The organism is Pseudaestuariivita atlantica, from assembly GCF_001205715.1.
GTDB lineage: Bacteria > Pseudomonadota > Alphaproteobacteria > Rhodobacterales > Rhodobacteraceae > Pseudaestuariivita > Pseudaestuariivita atlantica.
In genome coordinates, this window is record NZ_AQQZ01000003.1 from 162,339 (window position 1) to 175,520 (window position 13,182).

Here is a 13,182-nt window from a genome sequence, read left to right on the forward strand (position 1 = left end):
CTCGCGGCTCGACATCCCCGCGCGCCCGCTACATCTTTGCCGACAGCCCCTGCGAAAGGACAAAGCCCCATGGCAACGCGCTACCTGCACACGATGGTCCGGGTGAAGGACCTCGACGCCTCCATCGCCTTCTACAAGCTGCTCGGCCTGCACGAGACGCGCCGCCGCGACAGCGAGGGCGGGCGCTTCACGCTGGTCTTCCTCGCCCCCGAGGGACAGGAGGAATGCCCGGTCGAGCTGACCTACAACTGGGACGGCGATGATGGCCTGCCGTCCGACAGCCGCCATTTCGGCCACCTCGCCTACAGCGTCGACAACATCTACGACATGTGCCAGCACCTGATGGACAACGGCGTGACCATCAACCGGCCGCCCCGCGACGGGCATATGGCGTTCGTGCGCTCGCCCGACAACATCTCGATCGAGCTGCTGCAGGCCGGCGACGCCCTGCCCCCGCAAGAACCGTGGGCGTCGATGGACAACACCGGCCATTGGTAGGACTGCGCGCCGCCTCCCTCGCACTGGCCTGCGCCGCCGCGATGTTCGGATCGGCGGGCAGCGCCGCGTCGGATGCCTGCCGCCAGGCGCTGGTGCTGGCACTCGACGTGTCGGGCAGCGTCGATGCGCGGGAATACCGGCTGCAACTGGATGGCCTCGCCGCCGCGCTGGAGCACCCGCAGGTGGTCGAGGCGGTCGAGCTTGGCCCGTCCGCGCCGATCCGGCTGCAGGTCTTCGAATGGTCCGGCCCCGGTTTCCAGCGCCTGCTGGTGCCTTGGACGGCGCTTGAAAACCGCGCCGACCTCGCACAGGTCGCAACCCGCCTGCGCGCGATCACCCGCACCGACGCACCCAAGGAAACCGCCATCGGCATGGCCCTGCGCCACGCCGCGCGGGCACTGCGCGAGATGCCCGGTTGCTGGAAACGGACGGCGGACATCTCGGGCGACGGGCAGTCGAATACCGGCCCCCGCCCCCGTGATGTCGTGCAGGCCGGGCTTGGGCAGATCACGGTGAACGCGCTGGTGATCGGGCACGACGATGCCCGCGACGGCGATGCGCGGCAGGTGGACGTGGGCGAGCTGAGTTCGTATTTCCGCGCCAACGTCCTCTATGGCCCCGACGCCTTCGTGCAGGTGGCGCTGGGGTTCGAGGATTACGAACGCGCGATGGTGGCCAAGCTGACGCGCGAGCTGGAACCCGGCCTCTTCGGCGCCCTTCCCTGAGGCGGGGCCGGCTGGCAAGCAGCCGACCTACATGCGGGCCAGAGCGCGCTCAGATTTGCGGTAGGTCGGCTGCTTGCCAGCCGACGCGCGCCCCCCCCGCCACCAAGCGTAGGTCGGCTGCTCGACAGCCGACGCGTCACCGGCGCCACCAAGCGTAGGTCGGCTGCTCGTCAGCCGACCCGACCGTCACTCCGCCGCGAGATCGGCGGTGAATTGCAGCCGTGCCAGGCGCGAATAGAGGCCCCCTTCGGCCACCAGCGACTCGTGCGTGCCCTGCGCGACAACGCGGCCCTGGTCCATCACCACGATCCGGTCGGCCTGTTTCACCGTCGCCAGCCGGTGCGCCACGACCAGCGTCGTGCGCCCTGCCGCAAGCCGCGTCACCGCCTCCTGCACCGCGCGCTCACTTTCGGCATCCAGCGCCGAGGTCGCCTCGTCCAGCAGCAGTACCGGCGCATCGCGCAGGATCGCGCGGGCGATGGCGATGCGCTGTTTCTGACCGCCCGACAGCATCACGCCGCGTTCGCCCACGTAACTGTCGTACCCGTCGGGCAACGCGCTGATGAACTCATGCGCGGCGGCGGCGCGCGCGGCCTCCTCGACCTCGGCATCCGACGCGCCGGGACGGCCGAACCGGATGTTGTCGCGGGCGGAGGCGGCAAAGATGACCGGGTCCTGCGGCACCAGCGCCAGCGCCGCGCGGTAGGCCGCCCGCTCCATCTGGTCGAGCGGCGTGCCGTCCAGCGTAATCGTGCCGCTGTCGGGGTCGTAGAAGCGCAGGAGCAACTGGATGATCGTGGTCTTGCCCGCGCCGGACGGGCCGACAAAGGCCACCGTCTCCCCCGGCTGGATGTCGAGCGTCACGCGATCCAGCGCCGGGATGTCCGGTCGGGCGGGATAGCGGAAGGTCACGTCCTCGAACCGGATCGCGCCCTTCGCGCGTTCGGCGAGTGTTGCGGGGGCCGCCGGGTCCGTCACGCTGTCCTCGGTCTCCAGCAATTCCACCAGCCGCTCGGTCGCGCCCGCGGCGCGTTGCAGTTCCGACCAGATCTCGGACAGCGCGGCGACCGATCCGGCGACCATCACCGCGTAGATCACGAATTGCACCAGTTCGCCCTGGCTCATCGCGCCGCCGCGCACGTCGCGCGCGCCGATCCACAGAACGCCCACGACACCGGCGAAGACAAGGAAGATCACGATCGCGGTCATCACCGCGCGCGTGTTGATCCGGGCATAGGCCGCGCCGATCGACTTCTCGGTCACCTCGTCGAACGCGCTGCGGCTCAGCGCCTCGTGCGTGTAGGCCTGCACCGTCTGCACCGCGCCCAGCGCCTCGGAGGCATTGGCCGACGAAGCCGCGATCCAGTCCTGGTTCTCGCGGCTCAGCCGCCGCACCTTGCGGCCCAGCGTCAGGATCGGCACCACCACCGCGGGCACGATCAGCAAAACCAGCCCCGTCAGCTTGGCCGAGGTGAACATCATCAGGATCAGCCCGCCGATGAAGATCAGCACGTTGCGCAAGGCCACCGATACCGACGACCCGATCACCGACAGGATCAGCGTCGTGTCCGTGGTGATCCGGCTGAGGACCTCGCCGGTCATCAGGCGTTCGTAGAAGGCGGGCGACAGGCCGATCACGCGGGCAAAGACCGCCTTGCGGATGTCGGCCACCACGCGCTCGCCCAGCCGGGTGACCAGCGCGTAACGCAGCGCCGTGCCAAGGGCCAGCACCGCCGCGATCCCCATCGCCGCGGCAAAGTAGCGGTCCAGCAGCGCCCCGTCCTCGGTGCCGAAATTATCGACCACGCGGCGCACCGCGATGGGCAGGATCAGCGACACCGCCGCCGTCAGCATCAGCGCGGCAATCGCTGCCAGCAAAAGCAGGCGATAGGGCGCCATGAACGGCCAAAGCGCCCTCAGCGCGCGCAAATCCTTGGATTTCGCGCGTTCGGCGTCCTTGATCGGTGCAGGTTCGGCCATGTTCACTCCCGTCTGCCGGCGTCAGGGCATTAAGCCCCGGTCGCGGACTGCGTCAACCCGACGAAGAGAGGATGGAGCGGGCAGCGGGAATCGAACCCGCACCTTAAGCTTGGAAGGCTCTTATGATACCATTTCACCATGCCCGCCCGGGGCGTCCGAGGGAGGTAATCCAAGCCGTTTTCAACGTCAAGGCGCAAGCCGCCCGGCCCTTCGCCTTTGCGCGTCCGAACCTGCCGGATCACCCGGTGCGCCGCCGGACGCCAGCGCCCGGTTCAACCGCCGGGCCTGCCGGGTGGCGGACGATCCGCGATGCGCACAGGCCACCGCTGGCGCGTGCACGGGACGGCCCGCGAAAGGCCGCCCCGATGGCCAGGATCAGGACGCGATGGCGTTCATGAAACGGTCGCGGATGACGACCGGGTCCTTGGTGATCACCGGGACCTTCACGTTGCCGCTGTCGCACTTGACGACAAGGATCGTCATCTTCTTCGACGCGATGGCCGCTTCCAGCGCCGCGCCGGTGTCCTTGTCCTGCACCTCGACCACGTTCTCGCAGCCACAGGCGCGGGCGACGTCGGTCAGGTTGGTCTTCTTGCCGGCATAGGTCGGCTGATCCCCGGTCGAGCCATAGGACCCGTTATCGATGATCATCAGGATGAAGTTGTCGGCGACGTTGTTGGCAATCGTCGGCAGCGTGCCGAGGTTCGTCAGAACCGACCCGTCCCCGTCGATCGAGATCACGGTCTTGTCCTGCGCCAGCGCCACGCCCAGCCCGATGGAGGACGCAAGGCCCATCGTGCCCAGCATGTAGAAGTTGGTCGGCTGGTCGTCGATCATGTGCATCTCCTGGCTGGGCAGGCCGATGTTACAGACGACGAGGTGCGGGCGGAGGATCGGCGCGATCTCTTTCAGGATTTCCGAACGGATCATGTCAGTACCCTCCCCAGAAGGTGGCATCGGTCAGGATGGCGACCGGCTTGTTGCACATGAAGGTGTATTTCAGGATGGCATCAAGTTCCTTGGCGTCGTCCTGATGGTGGAAGTGATAGGTCGGGATGTTCAGCTGCGCCAGCAGCGCCTTGGTGTGCACCGCCATCTCGACCTGGCAGGCGACCGGCTCCAGAAGCTCGCCCCGGTACGAAATCAGCATCGGCAGGGGCATGCGGTAGAACTGCGTCAGCGTGACCAGCGTGTTGATCGTCACGCCGATGGCGGTGTTCTGCATGATGATGCAGGGCCGCTTGCCGCCCATGAAGGCACCGGCGCACAGGCCCATGCCCTCGTCCTCCTTGTTGGAGGGGATGTGGTAGATTTCGGGGCGGGCCTCGACCTCGTCGATCACGCCACCCAGCTGCTTGCAGGGGACGGTGGTGACGAAGTTGATGCCGTTCGCCACCATGTCGTCAACGATCTGTGTGCTGATGCTCATGTCTGTCTCACGGTTTCAAAAGGAGTTTCGGGGCGGCGACGCGACCGGCGCGCAGGTCGGCAAAGGCGGCGGCGCCGTCCGCCAGCGCGCGGGTCTCGGTCCAGTCGAGGGGGCCGAGACGGCCGTCGAACATGGCCGCGCAGGTGTCGCGGAAATCCTGCGCGGTGTAGGTGTAGGTGCCGAGGAAGGTGATCTCCTGCAGCGTGATCCGGCGGATATCCAGCCCGCCGGTGGCGCTGCCAAGGCCCACATGCACGATGATCCCGCCCGGCTTGACGCGTTCGCAGGCGCTGGCGCGGGTGCCGTCGTAACCCACCGCGTCGATCACGATGTCGAACGCGCCCGCCACCGCGTCGGGGGTCATCGCGGCAAACGGCTGGTCGGCGAGAAACGCGAGGCGAGCCGGGTTCGGCTCGACGAGCGTCACCTGCGTGCTGCCCTGCGCGATCAGCGCCAGCGCCGCGCCGACGCCGATGGCGCCGCCGCCGATCACCAGCGCGGTCTTGCCCTCGGGCGCGGCAAGGCGCACGGCGTGCCAGCAGACGGCCAGCGGTTCGGCGAGCGCCGCCTTATCAAGCGGATAGGCGTCGGGCACCGTCACGAGGTTGCGTTCGGGCATCGCGATCGCCTCGGCAAACGCGCCCTCGCGCGGCGGCATCGAGATGATCTGCCGCGTCGTGCACAGGTTCTCCCGCCTCGACGCGCAGTATTCGCAGGTGCCGCAGGTCACCAGCGGGTTGACGGTGACGCGCCGCCCGTCGGCGGTCAGACCCGCCGCCTCGTGGCCGAGGATCAGGGGCGCGGGGCGGCGTTCGTCATGGCCCAGATAGGCATGCATGTCCGACCCGCAGATGCCCACGGTATCGACCCGGACCAGCACCTCGTCGGGCCCTTGCGGCCCCGCCTCGGCCACCTCCCGGTAGCCCAGCTGTTCCGGCCCGTCATAGACGAGCGCTTTCATTCGGCGGCCGACAGGTCGAAGTTTTCACCCGGAAAATACTTGGCCAGCCGGACATCTGCGGTGCGGGCATGGCCTTCCATGCCTTCCAGCCGCGAAATGCGGGCGGTCGCCTCGGCCACGCGCTTGGCGCCTTCGCGCGTCGCCCGCTGCCATGTCACGATCTTCATGTACTTGTGGACCGACAGGCCGCCCGTGTACTTGGCCGATTGCGAAGTCGGCAGCACGTGGTTCGTGCCCGACGCCTTGTCGCCATAGGCCACGGTCGTCTCTTCGCCAAGGAAGAGCGAGCCGTAGCATTGCAGCCGCGACAGCCACCAGTCGAGGTCCTCGGCCTGCACCGTCAGGTGCTCGGGCGCGTAATCGTCGCTGCACGCCGCCATCTCCTCGCGGTCGCCGCAGAGGATCACCTCGCCGTAATCGCGCCATGCCGCGCGGGCGTTGTCGCGGTTCAGCTCGGGCAGTTCCTCGATCAGTTCTGGCACGCGGGTCAGCGTCGCCTCGGCCAGCGCGCGGTCGTCGGTGACCAGCCACACGGGCGAGTTATATCCGTGCTCGGCCTGCCCCACCAAATCGACGGCCACGATCTCGGGATCGGCGGTCTTGTCGGCGAGGATCAGGCTGTCGGTCGGGCCCGCGATCATGTCGATGCCCACGCGGCCGAACAGGATGCGCTTGGCCTCGGCCACGAACTGGTTGCCGGGACCGACAAGGATGTCGGCCTTGGGCAGACCGAACAGGCCAAAGGTCATCGCGGCCACGCCCTGCACCCCGCCCATGGCGAGGATCTGGTCGGCACCGCAGAGGTTCGCGGCATAGACGATGGCGGGATGGACGCCCTCGCCCGGACGCGGCGGCGAGCAGGCGGTGATGTTGTTGACGCCCGCCACCTTGGCGGTGGTCACCGTCATGATGGCCGAAGCGACGTGGCTGTACCGCCCGCCGGGCACGTAGCAGCCCGCGGCGCGGCAGGGGATCGCCTTTTGCCCGGCGATCAGGCCCGGCACGACATCCAGCTGCACTTCGGACAGCGTCGATTTCTGGGTCTCGGCGAACCGGCGCACGTTGTCGTGGGCAAAGGCGATGTCGTCACGCAGCTTCTGCGGCACCTTTTCGGCGGCGGCGGCGATCTCGTCCGCGGTCAGCAGGACGTTGCCTTCGTACTTGTCGAACTTCTTCGCATAGTCGAGGGCCGCCTGGTCGCCGCCCGCCTCGATCGTGTCGAGGATGTCCATGACGATCTTGCGCGTCTCGCTTGCATCGGTGCGCGCAGTCTTGGGTGCCTTTTTCAGATAGTCACGTGCCATCCGGTCCTCTCATCAAAAAATGGTACCTGGGTTCTCAAAATACGCACCGAAGTGCAAAGTCAACCGGGCCGGGAGGCATTTCAACCTTCCCGAACCCGGCTTCCGGTTTCCCGAACTATCCGCCCATGACCTTGGGCAGCCACAGCACCAGCGCCGGGAAGATGAACAGCAGGATCAGGCCGAACAGCTGCACCAGCATGAACTGCATCATGCCAAGGTAGATGTCCTTCAGATCCCAGTTCGGCACGACGCCCTTCAGGAAGTAGGCCGATAGCGCCACGGGCGGACTGAGCCACGCCGTCTGCAGGTTCACCGCCACGAGGATGCCGAACCAGACCATCAGGTCGTACCGGTCGAGCCCGTGGACCGACAGCGCTTCCACCGTCGGCAACAGGATGGGCACCACGATCAGAACGATCGGCACCCATTCCAGCGGCCAGCCCAGCAGGAAGATCAGCGCCATCACCAGAAGCAGGATCAGGTACGGCGACATCTCAAGTCCCAGCAGCAACTCGGTCAGCATCTTGGGCGTGCCAAGGGCCGAGAACTGCGCGCCAAAGAAGTTGGACGCGGCCACGAGGAACATGATCAGCACCGTGATCTCCAGCGCCTTGATCAGGCTGTCGAAGAAGCTGGGGAGCGTGAACTTGCGGTACATGACCGACAGCAGGATCGCACCGAAGGCACCCATCGCCGCCGCCTCGGCCGGCGTGGCCAGACCCAGAAGGATCGACCCCAGCGCGAAGGAGATCAGGATCGTCGGCGGCATCAGGCCGGCAAAGAACTCGTCCCACAGCTGCGAGAAGTAGAAGCCCTCGTCGGCCTCCTTGCTGTAGATCGGACGCCCCAGCCACGCGAGCAGCACGGTGAACGCGCCGAACACGATGGACCACGTCGGCAGCCCCTCACCCATGTTCGCAACGATCATGTAGAGGTGGAACAGCACCGCGATCGGCACCACGATCCGCAACACGTTCAACCGGCGATAGGCGAGGTAGGCCACCGCCAGCGTGATCGCCAGGATGATCAGCCCGGCAAACGGGATCGTGCCCCCGAACGCGCCGGACAGGCCCAGGCCGAAGACCCGGCAGATGGTCAGGATACCCAGGCACATCAGCGCCACCTCGGCCCCGTAGAAGCGCGAGGTGTCGGGCTGGTCCTCTTCCGACAGGATCGGGCCCAGTTCCGGGTTCAGCCAGCACCGGCCCAGCGTGTACAGAAGGTACAGCGAGGCCAGCAAGGCACCGGGGATGAACGCACCGCGGAACAAGTCCAGCGTCGACACTTCCAGCACAGGCCCCATGACGATCAACATGATCGACGGCGGGATCAGGATGCCCAGCGTGCCGCCCGCGGTGATCGTGCCCGCGGCCAGCTTCACGTTGTATCCCGACCGGCTCATCGTCGCGCCCGCCATGATGCCCAAAAGCGTCACGGACGCGCCCACGATGCCCGTCGCCGCGGCAAAGATCGTCGACACGATCAGAACGGCGATGAACAGCGATCCGCGGATGCGCGCCATGATCATCTGGATCGAGGAGAACAGGCGTTCCATCAGGCCCGCCGCCTCCATCACGATGCCCATCAGCACGAACAGCGGCACCGCCATCAGCTGGTCGTTCAGCATGGTGGAGTTGGTGTTCAGCGTCATCAGCAGGGTGGTCAGCTTGAAGTTCGACCCCCAGATGCCGAAGACGAAGGCAAGGAAGATCAGCGTGAACGAGATCGGGAAACCGACGAAGATCACGAACAGCATCGCCGCCAGCATGATCAGGCCGATGGTCGGCTTGTCGAGGCCCGGACGCGCCTTCATCAGGTCGGTGAACCACTCGCCACCCGGCACCGTGTCAGGTGCGAAGATGGCCAGCGACAGCCACAGGACGGCAATCACGTAGATCGGCAGCGCGCGCACGAACCAGCGTTCACGCTCCTTGCCCATCTTGTGGAAGGCGCGGAAGATCTCGGGGATGCCCTGCAACAGCAGCAAGAGGCCACCAATCGGCATCGCCAGACGCGCGGGCCACAGGATCGGCTGCCACGCGCTGTCGAGCGCCATGCGCTCACCGGTCTCGTAGGCCAGCCACCAGAACTGCGCCGACACGACGGTGAAGAAGATCATCGAGGGGATGAAGAACAAGAGGTAAAGCAACGCATCGACCGTCGCCTGCGTCTTGTCGCTCCAGTTGCGATAGAGGAAGTCGGCGCGGATATGCACGCCGCGCATCAGGCCATAGCCCGCGCCCGCCATCCACAACACGCCCGCGATCATGCGGGACAGGTCATAGGCCTGCAGCGTCGGGCCAAGGCCCAGGCTGCGCGCGAAATCCTCGAACCCGGCATCCTGCAGGATGATGAAGGTGTTCCGCGAGAAGACCTCCCAGACGACGATGGCGATCAGCGGCACCATCATCAGCGCGATGATCTGGCCGGCGCGGTAGTTGATCACGTCGATGGCCGCCGTGATCGGCCGCTGCCACGGGGTCATGTCCTCCGGCGTCTCGCCCGGCGCCTCGGCGCGCCGCTCGGCGATCAGTTCGTCGGCAATTTCCAACTCGTCCGGATTCGGTTCGTCTGCCATGTGGCGTTCCCTCCCTGGGACGCGGATTTTGGTATCCACGTTCTTTTTTTCGAACCACCCGCGACCGGTGCTTGGAGAAAAAGAACGAACGGGCCCCCGGAAGGGCCCGTTCTGGAATTGCTTACTTCAGCGTGTCTGCAAACGCGCGGCCAAGGCCCGCGTTCGAGGTCTGCGCACCGGCCCAGAACGGAACGGCGATTTCAGCGAAGGCGCGCTGCGAGGCCCACACTTCGGCGAAGAACTCGTTCTCGTCCGCTGCGGCTTGCAGGGCTTTCGCCGCGGCTGCCGAATACTCGGTGAAGTAGTCGGCCGGCGTGTCTTCGAGGATGACGCCGTAGTTCTCGGTCAGGTCCTTCAGCGCCTTGCCGTTCTCGTAGATACGGTAGGACATGGACTTCGACAGCGACGCGTTGGCCGCCACTTCGAGAGCCTTCTTCTCGAGGTCGGACAGACCATCGTAGAAGTCGCCGTTCACGTACATGTCGGCGTTCACGACGACCTGGTGCAGACCCTGCAGGTAGTAGTGCTTCAGGACCTTCTGGAAGCCGAAGACCGAGTCAGGCTTCGGGCAGCACCATTCGGCCGCGTCGATGGTGCCTTTTTCCAGCGCCGGCAGGATGTCGCCGCCGCCCATTGCAACGGCGGGAACGCCGATGTCGGCATAGGCTGCGCCCACCATGCCCGGAGGCGCGCGGAAGCGCATCTGGCGGAAGTCATCCATGGACTTGATCGGTTTCGGGAACCAGCCGAGGGCCTCGGGGCCGACCGGCTGCAGCATGAAGCCTTTGACGTTCACGCCCATCTCGTCCCACAGGCGGTCGTACAGCTCTTTGCCGCCGCCGAACTGGAACCACGACAGGAACGCGATGTTGTCCATGCCGACACCCGCGCCGGCGACGGGTGCGCCGAACAGGTTGGCCGCGACGTGCTTGCCGCCCCAGTAGTGGGTCCAGGCAAAGCCGCCTTCGACGAGACCGGCATCGACCGCATCCATGATGTCGCGCGGGCCGACAACGGCACCGGCGGGCAGCACTTCGATGGTCAGCGAGCCGCCCGTCAGGGCCGCCACGTCGTCACCGAATGCTTTCAGCATCACGACTTCGTCCGCCGTGGTCGGCAGAACCGACTGGATACGCAGAACCTTGGCGTGGCCGTCGGCCAGGGCCGCGGTGGCCATCGCCGTCAGACCCACGGCCGCGGCGGCAATGCCGCTGGTCAGGGTTTTCAAGTTGAACACGTTAATTTCCTCCCGTGTTGTTGCCTTCGGTTTGTCTTGTCACCCGAACCGCGAAGGCGATCACCGGTCCGGTTGTCTTCGGAGAGCCCCACGCCGAACCGGCCGGGGCCCCCAAATTCAGTGCCCCTTGCCGAGTTCCATCCCCTCCACGAGTCCCAGCATAGGACCAATCCCGTGGTTGATGTCAAAGAAACCTCGGAACAGCATCTCGCTTGCCACGTACAAAAGCACGATCAGGCCCAGCCACGAGATCCACGGATACTTCGTCAGGATGCGCATGATGATCGTCGCGGCAAAGGCCATCAAGAGGATCGCAAGGCCCAGCCCCACGACCAGCTTGGTGCTGTCGCCATCGGCGATCGCCGCGACCGCCAGCACGTTGTCGAGGCTCATCGACACGTCTGCGATGGTGATCGACCACAGGGCCGAACGCAGCGTGCGGCGCGGCGGGCCGGTATAGCCCTCGTCCATCTTCTCGGCGATTTCCAGAGCGTCCCCGCCCTGGTCGTGGACATGACCCTCGCGAATTTCGAGGAACAGGCGCCAGCACACCCAGAAGAGCAGCAGCGCACCCACGAACAACAGGCCCGGAATGCCCAGCAGCTTGGTTGCGATGACGGCGAAGACAACCCGCAGGACGGCGGCGATGACCATGCCGTACAGGATCGCCCGCTTGCGCAACTCGGGGCTCAGCCCCGCGGCGGCCATGCCGATGATCAGCGCGTTGTCACCCGACAGGATGAGGTCGGCGATGATGATCTGGCCGTAATCAAGGACGTGTTCCATCATGCGACAGCATCCTCCAAAATCATGTCCGACACTTTCTCTCCAATCATGATGCAGGGTGCGTTTGTGTTGCCCGAGATGATCTGCGGCATGATCGAGGCGTCGGCGACCCGCAGCCCCCCGATGCCGCGCACGCGCAGGCGTTCGTCCACGACGGCCATCTCGTCACTGCCCATCTTGCAGGTGCCCGTCGGGTGATAGATCGTCACGGCGGTGTTGCGCGCCCAGTCGAGCGTGCCGTCGTAATCGTCGAAGGCGATCTCGCGGCCCGGCGCGTATTCCTCGGTCACGACGTCTTTCAGGGGGCTGTGCCCGGCGATCTTGCGCGCGACCTGGATGCCCTTGACGATGGTCTGCTGGTCCAGATCGGTCGCAAGGTAGTTGGGATGGATATCCGGATGCGCCATCGGATCGGCCGATTTCAGTTCGAGGTGCCCCGTGCTTTCGGGGCGCAACTGCAGGACCGACGCCGTGAAGGCCGAGAACTTGTGCGGCCCGTCGGCGGGTGCCGAGGCGCTGAAGGGCTGGATGTGGAACTGGATGTCGGGAGTCTCCAGCCGCTCGTCGGTCTTCAGGAACCCGGTGCCGAGGCTCGCGGCCATGGTCATAGGCCCGGTGCGTTTCGCCGCGTATTCCAGCGCGATCATCGCCTTCTTGAAGAGCGAATTGGTCTCGACATTGATGGTCGACAGCGTGGTCTTGTAGACCGGCCGCGCCTGCAGGTGGTCCTGCAGATTCCGGCCCACGCCCGGCACGTGGCTGACCGAGGTGATGCCGTGTTTCGCCAGCGCCTCGCCGTCGCCCACGCCCGACAGCATCAAAAGCTGCGGCGACCCGATCGCGCCCGCCGACAGGATGACCTCGCGCCGGGCGCGGATCGTCATGCTCTCGCCCTTCCTGCGGACAATCACACCGCGCGCGACCCGGTTCTCGATCAGCAGCTTCTCGGCCTGCGCGTCGGTGATGACTTCGAGGTTGTCGCGCTTGCCGCGCACCGGCGTGATGTACGCCTTGGCCGAGGAACAGCGCTGCCCCGCCTTCTGGGTCAGCTGGAAATACCCCACGCCCTCCTGGTCGGACCCGTTGTAATCGGGGTTGCGCTTGTAGCCCGCGTTCACCGCCGCCTCGACCCAGTGATCGACGATATCGCGGCTCAACCGCGTCGGGTTGACGGCCAGCGGACCCTTGTGGCCGCGCAGGTTCTCGGGATCGGGGGTGTCCCCGCCCCAGTTTTCGGCGCGCTTGAAATAGGGCAGCACGTCGTCCCACGCCCAGCCGGTATTGCCCAGCTGCCGCCAGTGGTCGTAATCCTGCGGCTGGCCCCGCACGTAAAGCAGGCCGTTGATCGACGACGACCCGCCCATCACCCGCCCCCGCGGCCACGGGATCGCCCGGCCATTGATGCCGGGATCGGGCTGGGTGTAGTACCGCCAGTCGCTCCGCGGGTTGTTCATCGTGCGGAAATAGCCGACGGGGATGTGGATCCACGGGTTCGTATCGCGCGGTCCGGCCTCGATCAGGCAGACCGAGTAGCGCCCGGCGTCACTCAGACGCCGCGCCACAGGACAGCCCGCCGAACCGGCGCCGACCACGACAAAGTCGAACTCCACGTTTGTCCTCCCCATGTCTCACCACAAAAGTGTAAAAAATGAGACTTTTTGTCTTGTTTTTATGGTTCATGACT

General features: G+C 66.0%; 11 protein-coding genes and 1 tRNA gene. 2 read left to right on the plus strand and 10 right to left on the minus strand.

Annotated features, from left to right (window positions below; genetic code table 11):
• Positions 1–69 precede the first annotated feature (69 nt).
• Both ATO11_RS07395 and ATO11_RS07400 read left to right on the plus strand, forming a co-directional pair.
• Positions 70–498, plus strand: coding sequence for a VOC family protein (locus tag ATO11_RS07395; protein ID WP_050530213.1), 429 nt, complete (start codon positions 70–72; stop codon positions 496–498).
• Complete coding sequence (locus ATO11_RS07400; RefSeq protein ID WP_242601380.1) at positions 492–1,223, plus strand: DUF1194 domain-containing protein; 732 nt, start codon at positions 492–494, stop codon at positions 1,221–1,223. The genes ATO11_RS07395 and ATO11_RS07400 overlap by 7 nt, the downstream gene beginning before the upstream one ends.
• 186 nt (positions 1,224–1,409) lie before the next feature.
• Here the strand turns inward: ATO11_RS07400 and ATO11_RS07405 are convergent, their stop codons facing one another.
• The 10 genes from ATO11_RS07405 to ATO11_RS07450 form a co-directional block, all read right to left on the minus strand.
• The gene (locus ATO11_RS07405) at positions 1,410–3,203 is read right to left on the minus strand and encodes an ABC transporter transmembrane domain-containing protein (RefSeq protein ID WP_050530215.1); all 1,794 of its coding nucleotides are present in this window, start codon (positions 3,201–3,203) and stop codon (positions 1,410–1,412) included.
• Between the two features lie 72 nt (positions 3,204–3,275).
• A tRNA-Gly gene (locus tag ATO11_RS07410) sits at positions 3,276–3,349 on the minus strand.
• Positions 3,350–3,578: 229 nt separating this feature from the next.
• Positions 3,579–4,133 (minus strand): sulfopyruvate decarboxylase subunit beta, encoded by a 555-nt coding sequence (comE, locus tag ATO11_RS07415; RefSeq protein ID WP_050530216.1) that lies wholly within the window; start codon positions 4,131–4,133, stop codon positions 3,579–3,581.
• Position 4,134: 1 nt separating this feature from the next.
• Complete coding sequence (gene comD / locus ATO11_RS07420; protein WP_050530217.1) at positions 4,135–4,632, minus strand: sulfopyruvate decarboxylase subunit alpha; 498 nt, start codon at positions 4,630–4,632, stop codon at positions 4,135–4,137.
• Positions 4,633–4,639: 7 nt separating this feature from the next.
• Entirely contained in the window at positions 4,640–5,593 is a 954-nt protein-coding gene (locus tag ATO11_RS07425; protein WP_050530218.1) for a zinc-dependent alcohol dehydrogenase, read from the minus strand.
• Entirely contained in the window at positions 5,590–6,897 is a 1,308-nt protein-coding gene (gene hisD, locus ATO11_RS07430) for a histidinol dehydrogenase (RefSeq protein ID WP_050530219.1), read from the minus strand. Before hisD ends, ATO11_RS07425 begins: the two co-directional genes overlap by 4 nt.
• A 115-nt stretch (positions 6,898–7,012) precedes the next feature.
• Positions 7,013–9,475 (minus strand): TRAP transporter large permease subunit, encoded by a 2,463-nt coding sequence (locus ATO11_RS07435; protein ID WP_050530220.1) that lies wholly within the window; start codon positions 9,473–9,475, stop codon positions 7,013–7,015.
• Between the two features lie 121 nt (positions 9,476–9,596).
• Positions 9,597–10,712: a TRAP transporter substrate-binding protein gene (locus tag ATO11_RS07440; RefSeq protein ID WP_082176205.1), complete on the minus strand. Its 1,116-nt coding sequence runs from the start codon at positions 10,710–10,712 to the stop codon at positions 9,597–9,599.
• A gap of 117 nt (positions 10,713–10,829) precedes the next feature.
• Complete coding sequence (locus tag ATO11_RS07445; RefSeq protein WP_050530221.1) at positions 10,830–11,501, minus strand: TerC family protein; 672 nt, start codon at positions 11,499–11,501, stop codon at positions 10,830–10,832.
• A complete protein-coding gene (locus ATO11_RS07450) occupies positions 11,498–13,108 on the minus strand; it encodes a GMC family oxidoreductase (RefSeq protein ID WP_050530222.1) in 1,611 nt (536 codons plus the stop codon). The genes ATO11_RS07445 and ATO11_RS07450 overlap by 4 nt, the downstream gene beginning before the upstream one ends.
• Positions 13,109–13,182: the final 74 nt, after the last annotated feature.